Here is a 23130-nt window from a genome sequence, read left to right on the forward strand (position 1 = left end):
GTGCCGTTGCCTTTTCCCGGCCCGCCCCACTCGGCGCGGCCCATGCGAGTTTCCATCAAGAAGGCCGCGTAACAGCCGTCGCAGGCGGGCGATAGGCGGGTGCAGCCAATCCAAGGATTGAACGTCATATCTGCCCACGAAATCTTCGTTGTTTCAGCCATGGGAAACCTTCTTCAAAAACTTGATGCTCTTGATCGCGCCGGGGCGTTGTCGCTCGGCCTGTGCGCCTGCCAGAACCGAAGTGGCGGCTGTTGTCGTCAACGTCGCGCCGTCGCGATATGTGATGCGGAAAAGCGATTTTGGCTTACGGCTGGAGCTGGTGTTCATTTGCAAGTCGCTTTGTGCGGGGTGTTGGGCATGGCCTGTCCGTCTATTCGGGAAACCGCACCTGCCTGCGCAGGCGAAGGTGCGGAAACCGGAAGGGGCGTTAGGCCGCTTCACGACGGGCGAGGCGGCCGGCCAGCTCGCGGGCCTCCTCGCCGTATTTTTTGATCTGTTCGCGGGTAAATCGGTCGGCGATATCGTTTTCGGTGCAGCCTTCGCCAAGGCCCAAAATTGCATCCGCTATCTTGTTGATGATCTTGTTCTCTTCCTGCGAGCGCTGTTTCATGCCTGGTTCTCCATCCTGTTGAGGTGGATGGGCGGCATGACATTTCGAGGAAAGCCGCCCATCCGGGAACCCTTCTGCCGTGAGGGGGCTCAACGGTTCGGGATGGCGGGAATATGTCGATAAACGACAATCAAAGTCAAGCAACCGCATGTCGATTTTCGACAATACATAAGGAGAACAAAAAAAGACCTATGTCGATCAATGACATAGGTCTTTGAAAATTTGGTTGCTTTGGTTGGGTGCTTTACGTCTCGCGTTGTACCGAGAACGTCACTCTACCTACGATCCTCACGATGTCGTTATCGCCGCCGCTCAAGTCGATGGGCTGCTGGTGACGGGGATCATTCGATTCCGGCAGCAACCAGAATTTTCCTTCGTCATCCTTGAACAGCGTTTTCACCGTGGCTTCGCGCAAGCCGTCTGCACGCTCTCGCTCCACGATGTATCTTTTGCCGGGGATAGGGGATTCTCCCGTTTCCATCAGGCTGGTGTAAATGACTGCCGAACCTTCGGCATAACGCTTATTCATAGACGGTCCGCGCGTTTCCGCGCCATAAAGCATGACATTCTGAAACTCTGGATCATTCGGAACGATTACGTCATAGCAATCGTCTTCATGCCAGAGCAGTGATTCTGCCCATTCCCCCGCCTGCACATGCTGACGCACCCTAACCGTCCGCACATTGCCGTGGCTGGCGATCAGTTCGGCCGGCTGCCTGTGGAAAAACTCGGCCAGCTTTTCTATCTTGGAAAGGGTTAACTGCGTCTTGCCCGTTTCCAGCCGGTTGTAATTTTCAGTAGTGATATCAAGCACCGCAGCCGCTTCCGCCTGCGTCTTGCCACTCATTTCCCGAATTTTTCTGATCTGATTTGTCATGGTTTCTTTATAGCGATTTTCGACAAATGCGGTATGTCGGTTTTCGACAAGTATTTTGATTGACATTTATTGTCGTTTATCGACATATTCCCGGCCATGCGATTGAAAGAGTGGCGACTGACGCGCGGAAAGACCCTGGCTGACATGGCGGCGCTTCTCGGTATCGAGAGGGCGCGCACCTATCAGCGTTACGAGGACGGGGAAAATCGCGCCGATGCTCACTTGGTCGAGCGCATCCGTGATGTGACCAACAATGACGTTGCCGTCATCGACATGCACAACCAGCGTCTTGAATGGTTGAAAGCCAATCGCTCGGACCTGTTTTCTGAACCGGCAGGTGCCGCAAATGAATAGAGCGGGCACCACCATAGTTTCCAATCGCGCGGCCTTTCCTCCCGGCCTGCTGCGGCCCGCGCCGGGGCGCAATCTCACTGATGCTCTGGCGCGGGTTTCTAACTTTGTTTCGCATCGGGTGATCTCCGTAACTCTGTAGCTGTCACCTGAATACGCCGCCTGCGAACGGCATTCACGGAATCATTTCCAGATTTTTTTTCCTTGCTTTTGTGGGGTCTCTAAGTGCGTCAGAATTCCAAGATTTTTGAAAGTGCTCTCAAGGCTAATACGCAGGCAGCATATGATGCGGTCGGCGGAACATCTTCCGCCTCCGGGTTGCTCGGCGTCGGTATTTCCGCGTTGTCGAAATACGCATCGCAAGACGAGCAGTGGAAAGAGAATTTCATTCGAGTTGATCTTGCTGTCGATCTGGATCGCAGATCGCCGCACCCGTTCATCGTCACCACGATGGCAAGGGAGCTGGGCTTTGCGCTGGTCCGTGACGATCTGCCGGAAGGGGATGATGTCAAGCTCTGCCCGCTGAGCCTGCTCAAGCTTGATCGCGTACTCGACGATGTGGTCGATGAGGTTGCGAACGCACTGTCGGACGGCCATGCGGATGCTTACGAGCGGAAGGAAATCCGCAAGCGAATTGCGTCCGCAAAGATCGCTTTGGCCCGCCTCGACGCGATGATGATCGGCGGTGACGAATGAAGCCCGCTCGCAACTCCCCGGCCACCCGGATTTTCCAGAAGCCACTTAGCAGGCTGGATCGGCAGTTTCTTTTCATGCTGCGCGATGTGGCGGGCGGAAAGATGAGCCTCATTCGCATCTATGATCGCGACCGTGCCAAGGCGTGCACGGAGGCCGGATATTGCCGGATCGAAGAACCGAAGACCGGGCCAGCCCGCGTCTATCTGAAGGATAGCGGCCGGCGATATCTCGATGTCATCGTGAGGGCTGACTGATGGACGGTCCGGATCGGCTTCCTCCCCCAAATCCAGAAAAGGCCGCGACGATGCGGCGCTTCGATGCTCTCCCGGTCGATGCTCGCCGCGCCATTTCTGGTGCGGCTTTCCAGTTTCATCCGCAGGCGGCCGAAAAGATGCTCGCGCGCGGAATGAGTGGCAAGCGCGTCGGCGAAAAGCTGAAGGCGTCGGATCACGGGAACTATGTTCGGACGGAGCCTAGCCGATGATCCTCGAACCAAAGAAGAAGATTGCCGTCGCCCGGCACATTGAAAAGATCATCATCGGAACCCGGCTGCGCAATCTGGATGAAGCCAAAGTGCTTTCGTTCATGGATTCAATCAAAGCGGTTGGTCTTAAAACCCCTATCACGGTGTATGGCGATGAGGCGGATGCGACAGTTCGCCTTAGCGCCGGCGGTCATCGTCTGGAAGCGTGCACCAGGTTGGGCATGTCAACCATTCTTTGCTTTCATGAGCAGGGCGACGACACGGATCGCGAGCTATGGGAAATTGACGAGAACCTCATCCGCTCCGATTTGAGTGTCGCCGAGCGCGCTTTGTTCATGGCTCGGCGCAAAGAGCTGCATCTCATCAAATACCCGGAAACGGCTAAAGGGGTTGCGCAGGCTCTGGCCTCAAACGCAGCGCAGGGACGTGGCGGACAAGTTGTCCGTGACGCCAAGTCGTTTGCCGCCGCAACTGCCGAGGCGACTGGTAGGGATGAACGTTCCATCCGGCGCGATGTCGAGCGTGGCGAAAAGATTTCCAAGTCCGCAATTCAGCAGCTCATCGGCACCCGACACAACAACGGGGTGACGCTCGATCATCTTAAAAAGATTGAGACGCCCGAAGCGCAGGAAAGCTATGTCCGCGCGCTACTCGCTGCTGACAGGGCGGTGAAGGCGGAAAACAAGGTCGTTCGCAATGCCGAGCGCGCAAGTAGTCGGGCGTCACGCCTTCGGATGATCAGCCTGATTGCTGAGCAGGGCCGCAGGTCCACGGCCGAAATGCCGCGTGCGGCGTATTCGGTTGGTTATGCTGATCCGCCATGGAAGCAAGAGGCTTGGAGCGACGAAACCGGGCAGGACAAGGGGCTTCCTTATCCTCCTATGCCGGTAGAGGAAATCAAGGCGCTCTGCGCTGGCGACAAGTCGCCGTTTACACGCGATGCGGTGCTTTATCTTTGGGTGACCGCCAATCGCCTGCCTGACGGCATCGCCGTGCTTGAAGCTTGGGGCTTTGAGTACGTCACCTGCATGGCTTGGGACAAGGTCAACATCGGCATGGGTCGATGGGTTCGGGATCGTCACGAGCTGCTGTTGATAGGAAAGCGCGGCTCCATTTCGATGGCTCCTTTAGAGGGCACCCAGCCAGCCAGCCTGCACTGTGAGGCCAAGACCGAGCATAGCCGCAAACCGGTATGGTTCGCCGAGCAGATTGACCGGCTGTGGCCTGATCTGCGCAAGCTTGAACTTTTTCAGCGCAAAGACAGTCTGGCCGAAAGCGATATTCGACTCAACGGCCTATGGGATTTTTGGGGCAATCAAGCCGGCGCGCCGGAAGGCGGTGCGGCATGAACGCTCATGTTGGTGCACTTTTCGCAAGCACGCTTTTGGCGGCGACGCCTGCCATCGGCCCAAATGGACCGTACATCATAGACAGCTTCGCGGGTGGCGGCGGCGCTTCGACGGGCATTGAACAAGCGCTTGGCCGGTCGCCAGACTATGCCATCAATCACAATGCTCTGGCGCTTAGGCTGCATGAGGAAAATCACCCGGACACAATTCACCTTTCGGAAAACGTCTACAAGGTCGATCCGCTAGACCATCTGCGCGGCAAGCATATTGGACTGGCGTGGTTCTCGCCTGACTGCAAGCACTTCAGCAAAGCCAAGGGCGGCAAGCCTGTAGAGCGGAATATTCGTGACCTTTGCTGGATCATTCCCGGCTGGATTGAACGCATCCAGAAAAGCGGCGGCAAGGTCGATGTCGTCATGATGGAGAATGTCGAGGAATTTAAGGATTACGGCCCGCTCATCATGACCCCGCGCGGCCTAATGCCTGATCCTGAAAAGAAAGGGCAAAGCTATCGGAAGTGGTGCAAGGCCATCCGCAAGCTTGGCGGCAAAATGGAAAGCCGCGAGCTGCGCGGGTGCGACTATGGCGCGCCGACGATCCGTAAGCGGTTGTTCATCATCATTCGTTTTGACGGCCAGCCCATTGTTTGGCCGGTGCCAACGCATGGCCGTCCGGATGATCCGGAAGTAATTGCCGGCCGCAAGCTCCCGTGGCCTATCGTGGGTGAATGCATCGACTACAGCATTCCTTGCCCTTCAATCTTCGACACGACTGCAGAAATCAAGGAAAAGCACGGCGTGCAAGCCAAGCGGCCCCTTGCTGACAATTCCTTGGCTCGGGTGGCGCGCGGGTTTGACAGGTTTGTGTTGCGTGCCGGTCGGCCATACCTGGTGCAGGTCGGATACGGTGAGCGGGCAGGGCAAGCGCCACGCTGCATGTCAGCTGATCAACCGTTAGGAACCGTTGTTGCCGGTAGCGGCAAGCATGCCTTTGTCGCGCCTGTGCTGACTTACGCCCAGCAGGGAGGGGCAAACCGTTCTGTTCGGACGCCCGCGCATACCATCACTGCCAGCGATAAGGATCAAAACGCCGTCATTTGCGCGTTCATGGCCCAGCACAATAACGATAGCCGACGCATCGGCGGGGTAAATCCGGGCCGTCCGGCGTCCGCGCCTTTGTCGGCCGTCACCCAAACTGGAAGCCATCAACAACTCGTTGCCGCTTACGTGGCGCGGGATTTCGGAACCTCTACCGGCCACAGCATGAAACAGCCTTGCGGCACTGTAATGCCGGAAGGGCAGGGCAAAAGCCGTCTGATACTGCCGTTCCTTCAATCCTATTACGAGACTGGCGAAGGTTCGCGCGGCGATGAGCCGATGCGGACCGCGACTTGTAAGGCGCGCCACGCTCATCTTGAGGCAGAAATTGGCATTCCGCCATTCACGGAGGCGCAAGCAGCTCGCGCGCGGCAGGTGGCGGATTTCATGCGGTCCCATGGCCTTTGGGATGATCGCGAGTTCGTCACGCTGGATATCGACGGCCTGACATTTGTTGTTGTCGATATCGGCATGCGTATGCTCACGCCCCGCGAGCTTTACACGGCGCAGGGCTTCCCGGCTGATTACAAGATCGATGGTTACTATGATCGCTCGCAGATAGGCCATAATGGCGGCCCGGCGTGGGTTCCCTTCACGAAGGAAGTGCAGATTTCCTGTGTTGGAAATAGCGTTTGCCCGCCCGTGGCAAAAGCACTCGCGGCGGCAAACTGCAATCACCTCGCGGTCAAGGCGGTCGCCGCATGAGGGATCATCAAGCCGAACAACGGAAGGTTGATCGGGTTCGCTACCTCGCGGACCGGCTGGCCGGCGATAAATGGGTTGTCGAAACCGACGATGACCGGGTGCACCTGGTCTCGTTTCGCCACATGGACGAAGCGACCATTATCGCAACCTTCAGCAAGGATGCCTTGTCACACGAAATCGAGCTGGTCGCGCTCGGCCTCGATGTCGCTCGACTGCTTCTCGATGTTGGTGAAAGGGCCGGCAAGATCATCGCCGCCCTGCGCCGCGCCTTGGGCCATGAGGACCGCAAGGAACGCGAAAAGAACTACGCGGCCAATGCAGCCATTACAGCGAAAGAACCATCGTTCTGGCGCTTCCTAGAGGCCACCACGGCGGGCGGTCAGGTCCGAACGCAAACGGCGGCCGATACGCGGCTGAAAAGCGTTCTCGCGATCAGTTCCAAAAATCAACTCAACGAAGACACGCAAGCGGCCCGCAGATGGCTCGATCTGCGCCGCGCTTACGAAAACTGGAAAGGGTGAAATCGAGCATATGTCGGGGCTTAAGGACAGAAAATGAGCGAAAACAGAACACGAAAGGAGCAATCGCGGATGTGGCGGTGGCGTTGGGCAATCGGTAATTCCGATCTGCCGGCGACGACGCGCGACGTTCTGCGTGTGCTTTCCGAATTCATGAACCGCGAAGGCGACCGTTGCTTTCCTCCCATTGGCGACCTGGTCGAAAAAAGCGGACGTGACCGCAAGACAATCCGGATTCATCTGCGTGCCGCCGAAGAAAAGGGCTGGCTGCGGGTCGAAAGCGCCGGCATGAAAGGTCAAAAATGGCGTCAAAAGAAGTACGTTGCGCGCTGGCCAGACGGCTACAGCCATCCGGAATTATTGCAGCAAGGTGGCGGCGTCATGCCCTCACCTTATGACGATGCCGGCACTGGCGAGGTGGGGGAATTGCGCCCCGAAGCTGGGGGCGCTGCGCCCCATAAGCTGGGGGCAGAGCGCCCCCTCTATAATAACTCTCCACTTACCTCTCCAATTAACTCTCCAGAAAGAGGCGCGGGCGAGCGCGCACTGACGCCGACAGAGCGAAAGCGGATAAACCGCGAGTTTGAGCGGTGGAAACCGACGTGGCCGCGCCACGAAGATTACAGCCGTGACGAGGCGAAAGCGGAATGGGACAAGCTGGCTGACGCGGATCGGCGGGAATGCATCCGGTTGACGCCATCGTATCTCAGGTGGATTGAGGGCAGGGTGAAGCCCTACAGCCCAGCCATCTACTTGCGAAAAAAGGCATGGAAAGAGCTGCCACCAGCGAGTGGTCCGGTCGCGAAAGTGCCGGCAAAATCATTTTCCAATCTCTGGATGGCGACATGGCTCGAAATGCTTTTGACGGCCTCAAACCAGCCAATCCGGTTAGCGCCTATCGAAAAGATCATGGTCGATTCCGGCCAAAAGTCTTTTGAGGAAATCAGCCGCAATAAGCTGATTGACTACTGCGCAAGCGTTGTCGAGGGGATGCTTTTTGCCGCCAGACGGCGCGAGCCTTGGCGATGCTCCACGTTTTTGGAGCCGATTTCCGAACGGTTCCAATGGGTCGCGCCTGATAGCGAGCTGCTGGCGGCGTGGAAGCGTCTGCACGAACGTCGATGCTGGCCGTGGTTCTCATGGATGCCGCCTATGGGCATGCGCTTTCCGCCCGTCGATCCGGCCGAAACCAATCTCGATACGGCTGTTGAGGCCGCTATCACCGAATTTGAAACACAGATTAGCAAGGTTTGACGCGGATGCGGGGAAAGAAATCAGGGGCGCAAGTGGACGTTTGCGCACAAAACGAGCCATCGGAATGGCAAAAAAGGCGCATGACGCGACGGCTCCGACTTGCGATCCAGCAACTCAGCGCCGCCGCCATGGCGCGTTTCGAGGATGAGCCGACAAGGGCAAAATGGTTCTGCATGGCGGTCTTTGGAGGCCGGGAACTGACGCTTGAACAAAACCTCAAAGATGCCGGCGTTGACGTTTTCGTGCCACGCGAACGTTGGACGGCGGTGAAAAAAGGGGTGAAGGTCGAAGGCGAAAGCGCGCTTCTGCCCGGTTACATGCTGGTTAGGGTGCTGCCCTCGGCCGAAGCGTTCTTTGGGCTGAAACTGCAAGAGGGCGTGGTGGACTTCGTGGGCGGTTCCACGGGCTATTACGAAGTCCGGCTGGCTGATGTTACGAAGCTGAAGGCCATCTGCGACACGAACGATGTAAGCCGCATGGCCGTTGATCGTTCGATAGGGCAGGGCAGCAAAGTTCAAATCACCCACGGGCCTTTTGCCGGTCATGATTGCGTCGTGGTGCAGGTAACAGCCGCCAGAAACGCCAGAGCAACCGTTTGGATTGAGGCTTTTGGGGATCGTTTAAAGCCCGTCACACTGCCGCTTGCATTTCTGAAAAAGGTGTGAGAGTCATTTGGGCAACGGATATTTCGGATTCGCCACCCTCATATGCCAGCGCTAGACGCTGCCAGAGCTAACCAGACGGTTACAGGGAACAGGCGATCCGGAACCCAGCCTTGCCGGCCTCGCTTCTGAGGCATCGAGTCAGGGTCGGTGCGATAGCTATGTTTTCAGAAGGCGACCTTAACCGGTCGCCTTTTGCGTTTGTATAGGGGTAATTTCCCGGAGGCGCGGCCATGTCTGGTGTTTTGACGATCAAATGGGCCGATAGAAACCTTGCCAAGTACGGCAATCGGCTTCAAACGCTGAATGCGCAATTCCCGAAAGTCTTGCCCCGCATCGTCAACCAGGTGGGCAACCGTTCGAAAACGGTTGTCATCCGTGAGCTGACGAAACAGACCGGCTTGCCACGGCAGGTTATCGTCAAGGCGATTGGCAATCCTGCGGCAGCTCGGCCCGGTCGGTATATCTACGACATGACGACGCGGGGCGGAAACATCCGCCTCAAGTATCTTCGGCCGAAGGAAACGCCGGCTGGCGTGGTGGCAAGGCCATTCGGCAAGGCAACGCTTTACCCCGGCACTTTCATGCGGGGCGGGTTGTTCCCGGATCGAAAAGAGGTTCCGAAGTTCAACGGGCACGTTTACTACCGGCTGAATTCGTCGGGCAGTAAAATCACCTTCGCCCGGTCGGGTGTCTTCATTCCCGTGGAAATGTCCACTGGCGCTACGGCCGCCGCCTTCCATCGGATCGCCGCGCCGCTCCTCGATCAACGTGTCTCGGCGGTGCTTGATAAGCTGGTCCCGTGACCCTTCGACCCTGCCCCCTTTGAAGGGCGGCACCCCCCACCCCCCCCCATTTAGGGACCGTATTCGAAGAAAATCGACCATACGGGACAGGGGTACTGCGGGATTTCACTAGTTGCACTTTCGAAAAGCGGTACACGCATACACGCACGATGCACGCACGCTTGCACGGATGGATTTGATGGACGAAGACTGGATTTCCATCACCGAAGCGGCGGCGCGATTGACGCAATCCGGCGACAAGGTGGACCGCTCGACGCTCTCCCGCTACCTCAAGCAGCACGCCGAAGCATTGCCGCTTCGCGAAGACGGAAAGTCGAACAAGGTTGATTACATCGCCCTGGTCGAGCATCGATCCGGCAACATCCGCATCCGTTCCACCCCGGCCGGTACGCTGTTTAGCAGTGTGGCTATCCCGGCACCTGCTTCGGGCAACGTCCACACTCGTAACAAAACGCAGGCCGATGGCAGCGCGCGCAAAGCGCTCGCTGAAGCAGAGCTGAAGGAAATGGACCTCGCCAAACGGCGGGGTGAACTCACCACCGTTGACGAGGTCGATCAGGCCGGGCGCGATGCGGTTGCCTTGATGCAAAGTGCATTCGAGCGCGCCATCGAGCCGGAAGCCGCAACGCTCTCGCTCAAATTCGGCTGGGACGAACGAACCGTTCGCCTGGCTCTGAAGGGCTTCGCCAAACTCGGTCTGGCCACCTTCAATGAGCAGGTGACAAAGCAGCTTGAAGCGCTGAAGCGCCAAGCCGAAGGCGGTGAACTCGTTCAGCAAGAGTAATCAGGGCGGGCTTAACAGTGACAATTCACAATGCTCGCGCACGATTTCCAGAGCTTACCCATGGCGCATTGGTCCTCTTTCGCGGCATGGCCGCCGCCAGCCGGCCGACTGAAGACCTGACGATCAGCGAATTTTCTGACGCTTATCGCAAGGTGTCGCCGGAATCGGGTTCGCCGTGGCCGGGCGACTTCCTGACGGACCGCGTTCCGTATCTGCGCGAGCCGCAAGATTGCCTGCATCCGGATCATCCGGCGCGGCGGGTTACGTGCCGCTGGGCCGCCCAGCTCGGCAAATCGACCGCAATTGAAAACTGGTTTTGCTTCATCGTGGATCAAGCGCCCGGCTCGATGATGATCGTGCTGCCGACGCTGGAAGAAGCGACGAAGTTCAACCGCATCAAATTGCAGCCGACAATCGAGGTATCGCCCCGCATCGCTCACAAGGTGTTGCCGGTCAACAGCCGCGACGAACAGGGCAGCACGTCAGCGTTCAAGCGTTACGCCGGCGGCTTCTGTCAGATCGTCAATGCAGGTTCTTCCAAGGGCTTGCAGATGGTGTCCATCAAGTATCTGGCGATGGACGAAGTCACGGGCTACCCGGCCGATGTTGACGGTCGCGGTAGTCCTCGCGATCAGGCGCGGGCGCGTCAGAAGATGTACGGCGATCTTGCCAAGGAATGGCAGGGATCAACGCCGGGCATCGCTGGCGAATGCGCCATCACCGAAGATTTCGAGGCTGGCGACCAGCGTTACCGCTACATGCCCTGTCCTCATTGCGGCACCTATCAGGCGCTCGAATTCGATCAGATGCGCGGTCCCGATGCGGAGCGCGGCTTGCCGGTCCACATGCGTTGCCTCGGGTGTAACGAACCGATCCTTGACGGCCACAAGCGCCAGATGGAAGAACAGGCGCACTGGATCGCGCGGCGCGTTCAGGAGGATGAAAATCCCGTGCCGTTCGCGATAGCGCCGGCCGATCTGCCGAAATGGCTATGCCCTCCGCTAGAGGGCAGGTGCCGAGACTGGCAACCGAGCTATCACCTTTGGGCGGCTTATGCGCCGCGCGAAAAGTGGTCTGAAATCTGGAAGCGCTGGAAAGACGCCGAAGGCAACACCACAAAGCTGAAGACGTTCTATCAGCAGGATTTGGCGTTGCCATATGATCCGGGCGGCGAGGAAATCGATCACGAAAAGATCGTTCAGGCGGCGCGCGACGAGGCCATACCGAACAACGTCATACCCGAATGGGCGGCTCTGCTGGTCTCGGCGGCTGACGTTCAAGGCTACGGCATCAAGTGGGGTGTCTACGCCATCGGCCCGCGTGGGCAGTATTGCCTTATAGACCGCGAGGTTTTCGAGGGATCGCCCGACAAGTCGGACGAACCTTGGATCAAGCTTTCAGACGCGCTCTCGCGGACCTATGTCACGGCGAGCGGTAATGAAAAGAGTATCGACATTTCCGGTGTCGATACCGGTTGGGCAACGGATCGCGTTTACCGGTTCTGCGCCGGCCGGCCGAATGTGCTTGCCCTCGACGGTCGCGAACCCATCGGCCTGCCATGGCTCGGAACGCCGAAAAAGAAGGATATCAAGGACCATCGCAACCGCGTGATTGCGAAAGTCCTGCTTTATCCGGTCGGCCTCTACGATGTGAAAACTGCCGTTACCGCCGCTCTCGCCAACCTGGTGCAAGGCGTCGGCGAGGATAAACAGTGGCCACGGGGCACCATCCATTTTGCCGCCAACCTTTGCGACAGTGAATTCGCTCAGGAGCTGACGGCCGAACGGCTGGTCGATGAGGCCGAAGAGGCGCGAACCAGCCTCAAGCGCAGCTCTAAAAAGCTGGTCAGTCCAAAAGCCGGGCGCAAATGGAAAAAGATCAACGGTCGCCAGAACGACTGGTTTGACGTGACTGTTTACGCCTACGCACTGGCTTGGCACCTCGAAAACAAGCGCCGGCTGACAACGGACCGCTGGGCCGATTTGCTCCGTGATCTTCACGGCACACCGGAACAGATCAACGACTTGTTCGACCTGGCCGATGAAAGCCCCTTCAGCAAGCAAAAACCGAAACCAGCGCAAGCAACCGGCAAAAAGTCGCGTCAGCGCAAACGTTGGGGGTCATACTCTTGAGTGAAAAACCTCGCCATCGCGTCAAGGCAAATTCGGTTCGGGTAACTGCCCCGGCCGCAAAGAAGCCGCTGGCGCGAAAGATGACTGCGCGGTATCTGCGCGGCGACACGGCAGGAACCCTTGCCATGCGCCGCGCCGTCACGCGCGATGCCCGGCTCGATGTTCGCGAGTCGGCCGAACGCGCCTCGGCGCTTGCCTTCGACTTCATGCAGAATAGCGGCTGGATATCGGGCGCGGTTCAACAGATCATCACCGACACCATCGGCGACGAACTGAAACTCAATCTGCGCTCCCAGCTCGAAGCCTTCGGCTACACCAAAAAGCAGGCCTCCGCGTGGTGCCGCAAGGTTGAACGGGCATGGCGGCGCTTTGCGTGGAACCCGAAGGAATGCGATCTCGCCGGCAAGGCGACGATTGCCGATATGGCAGAAGCACTGTTGTTGAGCTTTCTTGCCTCGGGCGAGGGCTTTGCGGTTCTCGATCATCTGCCCTTGGATGAACAACGCCGTCTCGGCTTGAAAACCGGCCTGAAGGTTTCAATTCTTGCTTCTCATCGTTGCCCGCGCACGACCATCGAAAGCGAGGGGCTTGATCAGGGCGTCTATCATGACGAACACAACCGGGCGATTGGCTACAAGTTCCGCGTCCGCAAGAACGGTATCGAGACCGATCGGACTATTGACGGCGCTGACGTTATCCATGTCATGGACCGCGCCGCGAACCTCAACAGCCCGCGCGGGATTTCGGTCATTGCGCCAGCGCTGAAGGTCATCGCACAGTCCGACCAGCTCGCGGATGCAACGCTGGCCACGGCGCTGATACAGACCATCTTCGCCGCGACGATCAAAAGTCCCGAACCCAGCGAATCCGCGTTTGACGCCATCCGGACGCTTTCCGATATGGAAGCGCCCGAGGGTTATGAGGGTGATTGGAACGAATTCATCGGCGGCCTGCAGGAAGACTTGATGGACGTTTGGGGCAATCGAATTGATGCCCTGAAGAACAAGGGCATTTCAATGTCCGAGTCCGGCCGCATCAATCATCTTGGACCGGGCGAAACTTTCGAAATGCATTCGGCAGCAACGCCGGGTTCGCAGTATCTGCCGTTCTTCCAAAGTCTCCTGAAGGAAATAGCCCGGTGCCTCGGTATCACTTACGAGGCGCTGGCGATGGATCATTCCAACGCCTCGTATTCGTCGGTTCGCATGGCCGTTGCCACCATCTGGCCTATCGTCATGCGCCGCCGCTCGCGGATCGTTGCCCCGTTCCTTCAGGGTGTTTTCGAGCGCTGGCTTGATGAGATGATCTTTCGCAAGATCATTCCATTCAAGGGCGGATACGCAGCCTTCAGCCGGGACCGCGAAAGCGTCTTCCAGTCTGAATGGAGCGGACCGGCTGCACCATCTGCCGACGATTACAAGGCGGCGCTTGCTGCCAAGGTTCGTATGGAAACGGGAATTTCCACTTTCCATGACGAATGCGCGCTCGTTGGCAGAAACGGCGAAGAACAGATCGCCCAGCTCGGCATCGAAAAGAGGATGTTCGACGCTGAAGGCGTTCCGCATCCGTTTGGCCGCTCGCAAGGCGGGGGCGGCGGGCCGCTTGGGGCTGCTGCCGAAGGCAACCGCGATCCAACAAAGGAGGCCGCCTGATGGCCGATAATGACGATCCTTTGAAGATCGACTGGTGCGCGCGCGCAGCCAAACTGCGCCGCGTCGAGGAAGCGTTGCTTACCGGCGAAATGATGACGGAAGGCCGCTTCGGCGAAGACATGATGCGCTATTCCACCGCCTCGCTCGACCAGGTGCAGCGCGCTTTGAATGAAGCCCTCCGCAATTGCCAGATTGCGCGCGGCGAGAAACCCAAAATTCGGCGACACGCTATCAGCGGTCGTTTCCGGCCCTACTGAGGTAATCCCAAATGGCTGCAATTCTTGAAGGCGGAAAGCTTCGGCTTTCCGGCTATGTCGGCGAGTATTACTACGATGACGGTTTTACCGCCGCTGATGTGATCGTTGCGCTCTCTCAGATCGACAGCGAGTCCGACCTCGATGTTCATCTGAATTCGGGCGGCGGCGTTGCGACGGAAGGCGCTGCAATCCACGCGCTGTTGTCGGCTCGCCCCGGCATCACGAATATTGTCATCGAAGGCATTGCCGCGTCGGCCGCCTCGCTGATCGCCATGGCTGGCGCAACCGTCACCATGACGGCCGGCTCCGTGATGATGATCCATGACCCGAGCGGTTTCACCTTCGGAAATTCCAGCGAGCACAGCAAGACAATCGAGGCGCTGGAAGCCTTGGCGACCTCTTATGCGCGCGTCTACGCCGCAAAGTCCGGCAAGAGCGCTGAAGACTGCCGCGAAATCATGAAGGCAGAACGCTGGTTTACCCCCGATGAGGCGGTTGCCGAGGGCTTCGCCGATGCGACGGCCACCACAAAGGCAAAGCCGGTTGCGGCCTTCGATTACAGCCTGTTTGCGCACGCGCCACAAAAACTGGTTGCGCTGGCGAAAACGAAGAAATGGTCGATGGCATCCAGCCATCCGCCGAAGACCCAAACGCCAAACCCTCCAAAGGAAACCACCATGACCGACGCAGAGCGCGCCGCGCTGCTTGAAACGGAAAACAATGGCCTGAAAGAACAGGTCGCGAAACTGACGGCCTCCGCGAACGACGCCGTTAAAGAGGCGCTTGACCGCCGCGCCGCCATCATGGCGCTGGATGAAGCCAAGGGCCGCGAGGCGCTTGCCGAACATTTGTTCAACGCCGGCAACACTGTTGAGGCCGCCAAGGCTACACTTTCCGTCGCGCCGAAAGCGGACGCCGGCGAGGAAGAATACCAGCCGCCGCGCCGCATGATGAATGCGGAAAACCTCAACCGCGAACCGAACGGCAAGCCGCAGGCCAAGGGCGGTCTGTCCGCCCGCATGGATGCCCGCGCCGCCAAGATGAAAAAGAGCTGATCGGCTCCGCGCGCCACACCTGAAACTCCAATTCCTTTCGAAAGGAAAGAACCATGGGCACTTTGCCTGTCATGAAATTCCAGCAGACCCCCGGCATGTCCACGCTGCTCAAGAAGGAAGTAGATCCCGAAATCTCGCGTGCCGTTGGCACCCTGCTTGGCGGCACTGGCGGTAGCGCCCGCCTGGTCAAGCTCGGCCAGCTCGTCGGCCGGATCGCCGGAACCGAGGAAGCGCCGGCCGGCGACAAGCTCGGCAAGCTGGTCGCATGGGACCCGACCGCGACGGACGGTAGCCAGATCGTGCACGGCGTTTGCCTGAAGGACTGCGAAGCGCCGGAAGGCGTGGACCGCGTTGACGGTCTGCTTTATTCCCGTCGCTTCTCTGTTCTCAGCCGTGCCAACATCGTCTGGCCCGCTGGCGTTACTGCCGAACAGCAGGCCGCCGCCATCGCAGATATTGAAGACCGCCTCGGCCTGATCCTGCGCGCCTGATCCACCCTTTCCAACAATAGCCGGCCTTTCAGCCTGCGCGCGCGGGACGCGATGTCCTGCGCCTTTTTCTTCACAAGGAACAATCGGCAATGCCTGAAATCTTGCTGCCTTACTCCAACGTTGAACTCACTGACGAGGTCAACAAACTGCCGAATACCTTCGGCCTCCTGAACGCGCTCAACATCGCGCCGAGCGAACCGAAGCGTTCGCGCATGGTTCGCATCGACTTCCGCGACGGCCAGATCGTCGTTCTTTCGCATCAGGAGCCGGGTGCACCTGGTGAGGTTGCCGGCGATGATGACCAGAACGGCATGATCATTGCGATCCCCCATTTCACCCACTTCGAAAACATCCTTGTCGGCGATATCGACGGCATGCTCGAAGTGGTCAACGGCGAAATCACCGAGCGCTCGCTCGACGCCGAGCTTGAACGCAAGCTTGTCATCATCCGTAAGAACCACGCGATTACCCGCGAGTTCCTGCGGCTGGGCATGCTCCGCGGCGAAATCAAGGACGGCAAGCTTCGCACGCTCTACAATCTTTACGACACGTTCGGCGTCGAAAAGAAGGAAATCGATTTCGCGCTCGGGACGGCCTCTACCGATGTCCGCGCCAAGTGCGAGGAAGCAAGCGACCACATCATCAGCAATGCCAGAGGCGAAACGGTCGGCGCGGTGGAAGCCGTGGTCGATACGAAATTCTTCTCCAAGCTGATCTCGCATGCCAAGGTCGAAAAGTTTTGGGTGCAGGCGAATAATTCAGGCCTTCATACAACGCTCGAACGCCAGCGCCTCGGCGGCAATTGGGGCCGCGTCTTCGAATTCGGTGACATTCTCTTCCGCGAGTACAAGGGCGGTCTGCCGGTCAAAGCGAACGATGGCGCTATCTCGACGGTAAAGAATGTGGATGACAACAGCGGCACGGCCTATCCGACCGGCACGCAATCCATGTTCCGCACCTATGACGGCCCGGCGTATCATATCGACCGCGTCAATCAGGCGCCTACGGAAGGTGAAGACGGTTCGATCTTCATCTCGACTAAGGTTCTCGATCACGGAACCGGCCTCGAAATGAAATCGCAGTCCAACATGCTGGCCATCTGCAAGCAGCCTGACTGCCTGGTGCAGCTCAAAACCAGCAACTGATCATCAACAAACGTCCGGTCGCCAGTTCGGCGGCCGGGCCCACTCCATGGGGATTGCCATGCCGGTTGCTTCTTCCTTTCGGGCCGCGCGCGATGCGATTGTGTCCGGAGTCGACCAAAGGTTTGCGGAGCGCATTCGCCTGTCGCCCATGAAAAACGAGAAAGCCGATCCGGACCGGCCGCAAGTCGTCATCATGGCGGTTCTGCGGACTGGCGACGAAAAGGACGGGCCACTCGATGTCAGCGGCGGCCGCTCCCTGCACTCGCGGATCGCGGCGGGAAAAGCGGCTCTCTACATCGACCGCACCGAATACCCCGATATCGTCCTTCGCAAGAAAGACAAGTTGCGCGCCTTGGATCGGCCGGGCGAGCCTGTCTTTGAAATTTCCACGGTCGATGACCGAAATCACACCCGGCTGATTGCCGGACTTAATCAAGCCTGACGCTGGTAGGTGCCATGTCTCTTGTTCGTATTGCCCTCCGCATCTGCGCCGTTCAAGCTTTCAAGGGCCGCACTCTTGTTGGCGACAATGTTCTCGATAGCGAGATTGGCGCTTTGGAAACCAGCTCTGCCGGCGAGCTTAAAACCCCGCAGGAAAAGCAATTCGTTTCGGTCTATACCGACGACAGCAAACAGGTGAGCGGCCTTGAATTGCGCTCCCTGATCGCCAGCGGTGAAATCGATCTGGTTTTTGAAGCCGGCGTTGCTTCGCCGCACCTGATGACCGATCCGCTTACGGATGAAAAGGTCATCATGAATGGCCTTCCTGCGGCCGACGCCAACTTCGAATTCTATCTCGATATGACGCTTCGCCAGATTGCCGATGCGCTGGCTGATCCGGACAATGAGTGGGCCGCGATATTCAACAGCCTGATTTTGCGGGTCGAGAAATGCCAGCGCGCGCGTATCAGCGGCGACACGAACGGCGTTCGGTTGGCGGCGCATCAGATGAAAATGACTGTTGCCGCCATTGCCGAGCCGGTCGCGGGCCACCCCCTGAAGCCGGGAACGCCGATGGCCGCATTCTTCGCCAAATGCGAAAGCGACCTGGTGCACCGCGAGCCGGACATGGTCAAAAAGATCGCACTCATGAAAGCGCAGATCGCCGGCGAGGATGAAGAGCTGGCGGCGGCGATGCGGCGCTATGGCATGACACACAGCGAAGCGGACGCCATGCTGCTGACGCTTCCGGATGGGGGTGCGCCATGAAGGGTGATGACTGGCTAGTCCACCATATCGAGGAACTGAATTACCGGATTGCCGATATCGAACGCCGCGAGCGCAACCGTCGCCGCAAGGGCAAGATTACCGAAATCAGCGACGACAAGAGCAAGTACCGCGTTGAACTGTCTCGGCAGGGTGAGGAACCCTACGTGACGCCATGGATCAAAGCGCGCACGCTTTCGGCCGGTGGCGTCAAGGTCGATGTACTTTACAGCATCGGGGAGCAAGTGGACGTGGTGTCCGAAAGCGGCGATCTCGCAGACGCGCAGATCGACTTCTCGACCTATAGCGACGAGAACGCCCGCGAAAACAGCGACACGCCGTTTCACATCAAGATCGGCGATACCGTCATCGAGGCGACGGGCGGGCTTGTGAAAGTCACCGCCGCCAAGGTCATCGTTCAATCCGATAACGTGCAGCTCGGCGGCGACGGCGGCAAGCAGGTCGCGCGGATCGGCGACAAGGTGCACGTCAGATCGGGATCGTCTGCCGGCATGTGGCCGATTGTCGAAGGCTCGGAAACAGTCTTCGCGATAGACTGAGGAACCCCCATGAAAAATTACACGGTTCGCACCGGCTGCGAGATTGCCGGGCGCTGGCGTGATGCCGGCGAACCCATCCAACTGACTGCCGATCAGGCCCGCGAGCTTGCGCCGCCCTTCGGCGATGTCGTTTCGCTAATCGATGAAAAGGGGAAAGAGGATGCCAAGCTCAACCGGCGTCAACGCCGCAACCGGCGCACCCCTGACTGATTGGGATCATACCCGGCAGTCAATCGCCAAAATCCTCAACACGCCAATCGGCGCGCGCGTCATGCGGCGTGATTTCGGTTCGGAGCTGCCGGACCTGGTCGATGCCAAGATGACGCGCCGTAACGTGCTGGCGCTCTATTCCTCGGCCGCAATCGCAATCCAGAAATGGGAACCGCGTTTCCGGATGCGGTTCGGAAAAGTCAGCCGTGCCGACGCGAGCGGCAAAATCTCGCTGGAAATCTTCGGCGTCTATTATCCTCTCGGCCATCGCGGCGATTATTCCATTGCGGAAGATCAAAGCACGCGGGTCGTCATAGCGGGCAGATCATCATGACACTTGCTGTTTACGCGCCGGCCGCCATCGACGTTTCGCGCCTGCCGGCTCCGGATGCCATCGAGGCGCTGGATTTCGAAACCCTCTATTCGGCCTTCAAGGTTCGGTTTCTTGAATTTTGGAACCAGATGCGCGCCATCAATCCGGCCTTGCCGGTCTATGACGTGCAAAACCTTGAAACCGATCCTGCCGGCATTGTCGGCGAAGCGTGGTCTTATCTACGCCTGATGGATCGCCAGCGCGTCAACGATGCCTTTCGGTCGCTGCTGGCGGCCTATGCCAAGGGCAGCAATCTGGAAGCCATTACAGCCGGCCGCAACATCGTGCGGCTGGTTGTCGCCTCTGCCACGCCCAGCTCGGCCGCCATCATGGAAAGCGATGACGCCTTGCTTCGTCGCTATCTCCTGTCCTTCGATTTGCCGGCTGCTGGTTCGGCTGGTCGCTATCTCTTCGATGCCTGGACGGCATGGCCGCAATCCGCTGACAAGTCGTTAGGGCTTTGGGATGCGCGAGTGAACGGCCGGGCGGTCCACGGCCGGCGCGGTGATACGGATGTAGTCATAGCCGGTCCGATGGGCAGGCTTCCGACAGATGCCGAGCTGGCCATTATCCGGGCTGCTGTCACGCATCCAGACCGCGCGCCTGAAGCCGTTGCCATTTCGGTCATGGCGGCCGGCCGCACCGAATATGCGGTTTCGCTGTCGCTGGAAATCGTGGCCGCTCGCGCCAGCGCCGGCATCATCAAGGCGGAAGCGGAAAAGCGCATCATCGCGGCGGCAACCTCCCGCATCCTGATCGGCGGCGAAGTCCCGGAAGCCCTGCTTTCGGGCGCTGCCTTCGGCGATGGCGTGATCCGGGTGCGCGATCTTGCGCCCGTTGTCATCGAGCCTGACCCGTACAAGGTGCCCGTCATGACCAGCCTTGATGTTCAGATCGAGGTGCGGGCATGAGCGATGTAGGCGTTTTGCTTCCGCCATCATCGGAAGAATTCGAAAAGGCGCTTGCCGCCGCAATGTCGGATGACTTGCCGATCCCTTACGCCGTGCTGATGGACCCATACCAGACGCCGGCGCGGTTCCTCCCATGGCTTGCCGTGCATCATTCGGTCGATCTCTGGTTTGACGATTGGACCGACGAGCGAAAGCGGGAAATGATCGCGCAATGCGCGGGCGTTTCCACGCTCTATCCGGCGTCACCATTGGCGGCGCTGAAAGGCACCCTTGCCGGACTGAAGCGCTATCTTGCCTTTGTCGATGCGGAGATTGTGGATCGCATCGCACATCCGAGCCGCTTCACCTTTGGCCGGGCGGTGATCGGGCGAACGCCCATCGCGCATAAGCCATTCGTCGCGCACTACCTGGTGCGCGTCACGCTGACCGCCCCGAAGAATCGCTTCCAGATCGGCCGTAGCGCCTTCGGGCGGGCCGCAATGTCGCCGGTAAACCTTGAACCCATCCGCCGCGCCAAGCTGGCCATGACCACCGCCAAAACGCCGGAAACGCTCTACTCGGTTTCCTTCGCTTGGCGGCGCGGCATCACCTTTGACGACAACATCTTCATCGACGGAAGCCATGCCATTGGCGGTTACATGGACCGCAAGCGGCTGGATTGAGGGAAAACAATCATGCAGAGAACTGCTTTTTCTGAAGCCGAAATCGCCGATCACGCCGATTTCGAAGCCATCGGTTTGCAGGCACAGGACGCAGCCGATCATCTTTGGCTCGATGCTATCGGCTATCCCGGCCATTGGGCAGCTTTCACGGTCGCTCGTAAGTCTGCGCAGGAAATCACGGTTTCAACCGGGCGTTATGTCGCCGGCAAGATCGTCTATGCGCAGGTAGAGCCGAAGAATATGAACCTTCAGCTTCATATTCCGGTCGCCGCATCTGACCAGCGCTGGGTTGCCATTCTTCTGCGTGGCAAGGAAGTGACTGAAACGGCAAACCGGCCGTTTGAAACATCGGACGATCCGGAAACCAGCGTCATCGTCAACCGCACCACGCCAAAGACGATCCGCCGCGTTGTCGAGCTGATCGTGCAGCAAGGCGAAGCAAACCCCGTCCCGGTTAAGCCTGTGGTCGATGCTACGGACGCATGCATCGCTTACGTGCTTCTGACTGCAACCGGCGTCGATACCATCGAGCCGGGCAACAGCGACCGCGTGAAAACGCTCTTCGAAGTGGAGGGGCGGGTCACGGCGCTGGAAGTCGATCTCGATGGCCTTTTCATGCGGACGGAGACGATTGAAACGCAGATCGTCAACATCAAGGCCAAGCTGACCGAAATCCCTCGCCCTGTCATTATTCGTCAGATGCAGCGCGATATCGGTGCGGCGCGGCTTAAGGTCGATCTGCCGGACGAGGCCCGCGCCTATGTTTTCGACCAGGCGCTCATTCCCGACCGTTGGGACATGACGCATGTGGACTGGCTGGCGCGCATTGAAGAAGGTGTCCGGTTCGGGTTTGCGGCCGAAGCGCAGGCGCGACTTGAAGTGCAGGCGGAAGATGATCCGAAGATCGCCTTCCGTGGCCGGCGCATGGTGCCAGCCTTCAGTGAGGTGACGCGCATTGCCAACACCTCGCTGGATGGCACGCTAAATATCTCGCAGCTTGTCCATACCGAAACGACCCTTGTGCGCAAGGAAGCGTCTCGCATCCGTATCACCTACGGCCCAACGCAATGGGCCTGCGAAAATCAGGCCGGTTGGTCTGGCCTTGGCGGTGATTCCCGCGTCGGGCAGATGCTCAATGTGGGGGGCGAAACTTTCGAGGTCGTCGAGGTGCGCGGTAGCGGCGGTCCCGGCCACCAAACATATGGCGTGAGGCAAATTCGCTACGAGATGTATAGCGAACCCTACTGGCAATACGTCACTGAAGATGTCGGCGTGAACGGTTCCATCTATGGGCAGTCGTTCCTTGTCGCCCAGCCGATGCAGTTGACAAGCCTCGACCTATCGTTTGCCCGCGTCGGCGCTGACGGCGACGTGCATGTGTTCATCGTGGAAACCACAACGGGCGGCATGCCGCGTTTTGATGCGGTTCTGGCGCAGGGCAAGTTGAACCATGCCGATCTTGTCGTCGGCTGGAACAAAGCTGTTTTGCCTATAACGTTGCTGGAAAGCGGAAAGCGATATGCCTTCGTTACCGTGACAACGGGCGCGCATGCGTTGCATGTTTCAGCCGCAAACAAGTACACGGGCGGAACGCAGTTCCTGACAACAGACGGCGCTTTCTCGCAAGGCTCTACGGAAACCGACATTTGCTTCCGCCTTAATGCCGCACGGTATCACAGCCCACGAACTGTCATTCCGATGCAGGCACTCAACCTTGCGGACGGCATGACGCAAATCGACATGCTGTTTGCCGGCTGGGTGCCGGGCGGTTGCCAGCTCGGTTGGGAAATCCGGCCTTCCGGCTCGAATGTCTGGACCGAACTGGATGACGGCGATCCGACGACGAACCCGCTCGTTGGCCTTCCTGCTTCGGTTGAGCTGCGCATGGTCATGATGGGAACGGCTGATTTGCAGCCGATGATCCAGCTTGATCAAAAGGCCGTTTCGCGCGTTGCCAGAAACCGCAGCACAATGCGGGCCGTCAGTAAAAGCTTCCCGTTTGGATTTGCGACTACGCATATCCAGACACAATACACCTTGGATAGCTTCGATCCGGAGCGTCACACCTTCACGCCGGCCATTATGGTGGGCAACGCATTGGTTACGCCTGACGCGACGGAAATGACCATTGACGCGCAGGTGCCTACGCGCCGGACCTATCTTTCAACCTACACGCTCGGCGCTGCTGCCAATGCTGCACGCATGCACCCTGCTGCCACCACCAACAATGTCGTGTCCGTGCCGTTCGTGCAGGATGCTTTCATTGCTGCGCTTTAAGGGGTT

The 23130-nt window shown here is 58.7% G+C and carries 29 protein-coding genes; 25 read left to right on the forward strand and 4 right to left on the reverse strand.

Features of this window, described 5'->3' with window-relative positions:
- The 4 genes from ACUTJJ_RS14490 to ACUTJJ_RS14505 form a co-directional block, all read right to left on the reverse strand.
- Positions 1-161: DUF5131 family protein (locus ACUTJJ_RS14490; protein WP_445542623.1), on the reverse strand; the 161-nt coding region annotated here is incomplete at its 3' end.
- Positions 154-327, reverse strand: coding sequence for a hypothetical protein (locus ACUTJJ_RS14495; RefSeq protein WP_445542596.1), 174 nt, complete (start codon positions 325-327; stop codon positions 154-156). The genes ACUTJJ_RS14490 and ACUTJJ_RS14495, both read right to left, overlap by 8 nt.
- Before the next feature lie 100 nt (positions 328-427).
- Positions 428-610, reverse strand: a complete 183-nt coding sequence (locus ACUTJJ_RS14500) for a hypothetical protein (protein WP_445542597.1) — start codon at positions 608-610, stop codon at positions 428-430.
- Positions 611-854: 244 nt separating this feature from the next.
- On the reverse strand, positions 855-1553 hold the full coding sequence (locus ACUTJJ_RS14505; protein WP_020811227.1) for a LexA family transcriptional regulator: 699 nt from the start codon (positions 1551-1553) through the stop codon (positions 855-857).
- A gap of 3 nt (positions 1554-1556) precedes the next feature.
- On the opposite strand from ACUTJJ_RS14505, the gene ACUTJJ_RS14510 reads away from it, so the two are divergent.
- The 25 genes from ACUTJJ_RS14510 (at position 1557) to ACUTJJ_RS14630 (ending at position 23124) form a co-directional block, all read left to right on the forward strand.
- Complete coding sequence (locus tag ACUTJJ_RS14510; RefSeq protein WP_234797457.1) at positions 1557-1841, forward strand: helix-turn-helix domain-containing protein; 285 nt, start codon at positions 1557-1559, stop codon at positions 1839-1841.
- 222 nt (positions 1842-2063) lie between these two features.
- Positions 2064-2534, forward strand: coding sequence for a hypothetical protein (locus ACUTJJ_RS14515; RefSeq protein ID WP_020811229.1), 471 nt, complete (start codon positions 2064-2066; stop codon positions 2532-2534).
- Positions 2531-2788: a hypothetical protein gene (locus ACUTJJ_RS14520; RefSeq protein ID WP_020811230.1), complete on the forward strand. Its 258-nt coding sequence runs from the start codon at positions 2531-2533 to the stop codon at positions 2786-2788. The genes ACUTJJ_RS14515 and ACUTJJ_RS14520 overlap by 4 nt, the downstream gene beginning before the upstream one ends.
- A 50-nt stretch (positions 2789-2838) precedes the next feature.
- Complete coding sequence (locus ACUTJJ_RS14525; RefSeq protein WP_445542598.1) at positions 2839-3018, forward strand: hypothetical protein; 180 nt, start codon at positions 2839-2841, stop codon at positions 3016-3018.
- Positions 3015-4367 carry an MT-A70 family methyltransferase gene (locus tag ACUTJJ_RS14530; RefSeq protein ID WP_445542599.1) on the forward strand — a complete coding sequence of 451 codons (1353 nt, stop codon included), beginning with the start codon at positions 3015-3017 and terminating at the stop codon, positions 4365-4367. Before ACUTJJ_RS14525 ends, ACUTJJ_RS14530 begins: the two co-directional genes overlap by 4 nt.
- Complete coding sequence (locus ACUTJJ_RS14535; protein ID WP_445542600.1) at positions 4364-6169, forward strand: DNA cytosine methyltransferase; 1806 nt, start codon at positions 4364-4366, stop codon at positions 6167-6169. Before ACUTJJ_RS14530 ends, ACUTJJ_RS14535 begins: the two co-directional genes overlap by 4 nt.
- Positions 6166-6690 (forward strand): hypothetical protein, encoded by a 525-nt coding sequence (locus ACUTJJ_RS14540; protein WP_020811234.1) that lies wholly within the window; start codon positions 6166-6168, stop codon positions 6688-6690. Before ACUTJJ_RS14535 ends, ACUTJJ_RS14540 begins: the two co-directional genes overlap by 4 nt.
- A gap of 69 nt (positions 6691-6759) precedes the next feature.
- Positions 6760-7941, forward strand: a complete 1182-nt coding sequence (locus ACUTJJ_RS14545; RefSeq protein WP_445542624.1) for a helix-turn-helix domain-containing protein — start codon at positions 6760-6762, stop codon at positions 7939-7941.
- Positions 7942-8021: 80 nt separating this feature from the next.
- A complete protein-coding gene (nusG, locus tag ACUTJJ_RS14550) occupies positions 8022-8606 on the forward strand; it encodes a transcription termination/antitermination protein NusG (protein WP_020811236.1) in 585 nt (194 codons plus the stop codon).
- 230 nt (positions 8607-8836) lie between these two features.
- Entirely contained in the window at positions 8837-9409 is a 573-nt protein-coding gene (locus tag ACUTJJ_RS14555) for a hypothetical protein (RefSeq protein ID WP_445542601.1), read from the forward strand.
- A gap of 178 nt (positions 9410-9587) precedes the next feature.
- Positions 9588-10193: a hypothetical protein gene (locus ACUTJJ_RS14560; RefSeq protein WP_445542602.1), complete on the forward strand. Its 606-nt coding sequence runs from the start codon at positions 9588-9590 to the stop codon at positions 10191-10193.
- Positions 10194-10210: 17 nt separating this feature from the next.
- Positions 10211-12325 (forward strand): phage terminase large subunit family protein, encoded by a 2115-nt coding sequence (locus ACUTJJ_RS14565; protein WP_445542603.1) that lies wholly within the window; start codon positions 10211-10213, stop codon positions 12323-12325.
- Positions 12322-13977, forward strand: a complete 1656-nt coding sequence (locus ACUTJJ_RS14570; protein WP_445542604.1) for a phage portal protein — start codon at positions 12322-12324, stop codon at positions 13975-13977. The genes ACUTJJ_RS14565 and ACUTJJ_RS14570 overlap by 4 nt, the downstream gene beginning before the upstream one ends.
- On the forward strand, positions 13977-14234 hold the full coding sequence (locus tag ACUTJJ_RS14575; protein WP_080823777.1) for a hypothetical protein: 258 nt from the start codon (positions 13977-13979) through the stop codon (positions 14232-14234). Before ACUTJJ_RS14570 ends, ACUTJJ_RS14575 begins: the two co-directional genes overlap by 1 nt.
- Positions 14235-14245: 11 nt before the next feature.
- Complete coding sequence (locus ACUTJJ_RS14580) at positions 14246-15289, forward strand: head maturation protease, ClpP-related (RefSeq protein ID WP_142182549.1); 1044 nt, start codon at positions 14246-14248, stop codon at positions 15287-15289.
- 53 nt (positions 15290-15342) lie between these two features.
- Entirely contained in the window at positions 15343-15780 is a 438-nt protein-coding gene (locus tag ACUTJJ_RS14585; RefSeq protein ID WP_445542605.1) for a head decoration protein, read from the forward strand.
- A gap of 89 nt (positions 15781-15869) precedes the next feature.
- On the forward strand, positions 15870-16925 hold the full coding sequence (locus ACUTJJ_RS14590) for a major capsid protein (RefSeq protein ID WP_445542606.1): 1056 nt from the start codon (positions 15870-15872) through the stop codon (positions 16923-16925).
- A gap of 58 nt (positions 16926-16983) precedes the next feature.
- Complete coding sequence (locus ACUTJJ_RS14595) at positions 16984-17367, forward strand: hypothetical protein (RefSeq protein ID WP_445542607.1); 384 nt, start codon at positions 16984-16986, stop codon at positions 17365-17367.
- A 14-nt stretch (positions 17368-17381) separates the two neighbouring features.
- Entirely contained in the window at positions 17382-18134 is a 753-nt protein-coding gene (locus tag ACUTJJ_RS14600) for a hypothetical protein (protein ID WP_445542608.1), read from the forward strand.
- Complete coding sequence (locus ACUTJJ_RS14605) at positions 18131-18691, forward strand: phage baseplate assembly protein V (protein ID WP_445542609.1); 561 nt, start codon at positions 18131-18133, stop codon at positions 18689-18691. Before ACUTJJ_RS14600 ends, ACUTJJ_RS14605 begins: the two co-directional genes overlap by 4 nt.
- 9 nt (positions 18692-18700) lie before the next feature.
- Positions 18701-18901 carry a hypothetical protein gene (locus ACUTJJ_RS14610; protein ID WP_445542610.1) on the forward strand — a complete coding sequence of 67 codons (201 nt, stop codon included), beginning with the start codon at positions 18701-18703 and terminating at the stop codon, positions 18899-18901.
- Positions 18852-19235 (forward strand): GPW/gp25 family protein, encoded by a 384-nt coding sequence (locus ACUTJJ_RS14615; RefSeq protein ID WP_445542611.1) that lies wholly within the window; start codon positions 18852-18854, stop codon positions 19233-19235. Before ACUTJJ_RS14610 ends, ACUTJJ_RS14615 begins: the two co-directional genes overlap by 50 nt.
- The gene (locus ACUTJJ_RS14620) at positions 19232-20185 is read left to right on the forward strand and encodes a baseplate J/gp47 family protein (protein ID WP_445542612.1); all 954 of its coding nucleotides are present in this window, start codon (positions 19232-19234) and stop codon (positions 20183-20185) included. Before ACUTJJ_RS14615 ends, ACUTJJ_RS14620 begins: the two co-directional genes overlap by 4 nt.
- A complete protein-coding gene (locus ACUTJJ_RS14625; protein WP_445542613.1) occupies positions 20182-20847 on the forward strand; it encodes a phage tail protein I in 666 nt (221 codons plus the stop codon). The genes ACUTJJ_RS14620 and ACUTJJ_RS14625 overlap by 4 nt, the downstream gene beginning before the upstream one ends.
- Before the next feature lie 12 nt (positions 20848-20859).
- Entirely contained in the window at positions 20860-23124 is a 2265-nt protein-coding gene (locus ACUTJJ_RS14630) for a hypothetical protein (protein ID WP_445542614.1), read from the forward strand.
- The last annotated feature ends 6 nt before the right edge of the window (positions 23125-23130 follow it).

Source organism: Agrobacterium sp. DKPNP3, from assembly GCF_052686535.1.

Excerpts from the sequence above, each read along its gene's own strand:
- nusG (WP_020811236.1), top strand. The coding sequence starts at position 8,022 with ATGACGCGACGGCTCCGACTTGCGATCCAGCAACTCAGCGCCGCCGCC.
- ACUTJJ_RS14590 (WP_445542606.1), top strand. The coding sequence starts at position 15,870 with ATGCCTGAAATCTTGCTGCCTTACTCCAACGTTGAACTCACTGACGAG.
- ACUTJJ_RS14615 (WP_445542611.1), top strand. The coding sequence starts at position 18,852 with ATGCCAAGCTCAACCGGCGTCAACGCCGCAACCGGCGCACCCCTGACT.
- ACUTJJ_RS14620 (WP_445542612.1), top strand. The coding sequence starts at position 19,232 with ATGACACTTGCTGTTTACGCGCCGGCCGCCATCGACGTTTCGCGCCTG.
- ACUTJJ_RS14605 (WP_445542609.1), top strand. The coding sequence starts at position 18,131 with ATGAAGGGTGATGACTGGCTAGTCCACCATATCGAGGAACTGAATTAC.
- ACUTJJ_RS14625 (WP_445542613.1), top strand. The coding sequence starts at position 20,182 with ATGAGCGATGTAGGCGTTTTGCTTCCGCCATCATCGGAAGAATTCGAA.
- ACUTJJ_RS14530 (WP_445542599.1), top strand. The coding sequence starts at position 3,015 with ATGATCCTCGAACCAAAGAAGAAGATTGCCGTCGCCCGGCACATTGAA.
- ACUTJJ_RS14500 (WP_445542597.1), bottom strand. The coding sequence starts at position 610 with ATGAAACAGCGCTCGCAGGAAGAGAACAAGATCATCAACAAGATAGCG.
- ACUTJJ_RS14520 (WP_020811230.1), top strand. The coding sequence starts at position 2,531 with ATGAAGCCCGCTCGCAACTCCCCGGCCACCCGGATTTTCCAGAAGCCA.
- ACUTJJ_RS14630 (WP_445542614.1), top strand. The coding sequence starts at position 20,860 with ATGCAGAGAACTGCTTTTTCTGAAGCCGAAATCGCCGATCACGCCGAT.
- ACUTJJ_RS14555 (WP_445542601.1), top strand. The coding sequence starts at position 8,837 with ATGTCTGGTGTTTTGACGATCAAATGGGCCGATAGAAACCTTGCCAAG.
- ACUTJJ_RS14545 (WP_445542624.1), top strand. The coding sequence starts at position 6,760 with ATGTGGCGGTGGCGTTGGGCAATCGGTAATTCCGATCTGCCGGCGACG.
- ACUTJJ_RS14575 (WP_080823777.1), top strand. The coding sequence starts at position 13,977 with ATGGCCGATAATGACGATCCTTTGAAGATCGACTGGTGCGCGCGCGCA.
- ACUTJJ_RS14580 (WP_142182549.1), top strand. The coding sequence starts at position 14,246 with ATGGCTGCAATTCTTGAAGGCGGAAAGCTTCGGCTTTCCGGCTATGTC.
- ACUTJJ_RS14595 (WP_445542607.1), top strand. The coding sequence starts at position 16,984 with ATGCCGGTTGCTTCTTCCTTTCGGGCCGCGCGCGATGCGATTGTGTCC.
- ACUTJJ_RS14560 (WP_445542602.1), top strand. The coding sequence starts at position 9,588 with ATGGACGAAGACTGGATTTCCATCACCGAAGCGGCGGCGCGATTGACG.
- ACUTJJ_RS14610 (WP_445542610.1), top strand. The coding sequence starts at position 18,701 with ATGAAAAATTACACGGTTCGCACCGGCTGCGAGATTGCCGGGCGCTGG.
- ACUTJJ_RS14540 (WP_020811234.1), top strand. The coding sequence starts at position 6,166 with ATGAGGGATCATCAAGCCGAACAACGGAAGGTTGATCGGGTTCGCTAC.
- ACUTJJ_RS14525 (WP_445542598.1), top strand. The coding sequence starts at position 2,839 with ATGCGGCGCTTCGATGCTCTCCCGGTCGATGCTCGCCGCGCCATTTCT.
- ACUTJJ_RS14535 (WP_445542600.1), top strand. The coding sequence starts at position 4,364 with ATGAACGCTCATGTTGGTGCACTTTTCGCAAGCACGCTTTTGGCGGCG.
- ACUTJJ_RS14585 (WP_445542605.1), top strand. The coding sequence starts at position 15,343 with ATGGGCACTTTGCCTGTCATGAAATTCCAGCAGACCCCCGGCATGTCC.
- ACUTJJ_RS14600 (WP_445542608.1), top strand. The coding sequence starts at position 17,382 with ATGTCTCTTGTTCGTATTGCCCTCCGCATCTGCGCCGTTCAAGCTTTC.
- ACUTJJ_RS14505 (WP_020811227.1), bottom strand. The coding sequence starts at position 1,553 with ATGTCAATCAAAATACTTGTCGAAAACCGACATACCGCATTTGTCGAA.
- ACUTJJ_RS14495 (WP_445542596.1), bottom strand. The coding sequence starts at position 327 with ATGAACACCAGCTCCAGCCGTAAGCCAAAATCGCTTTTCCGCATCACA.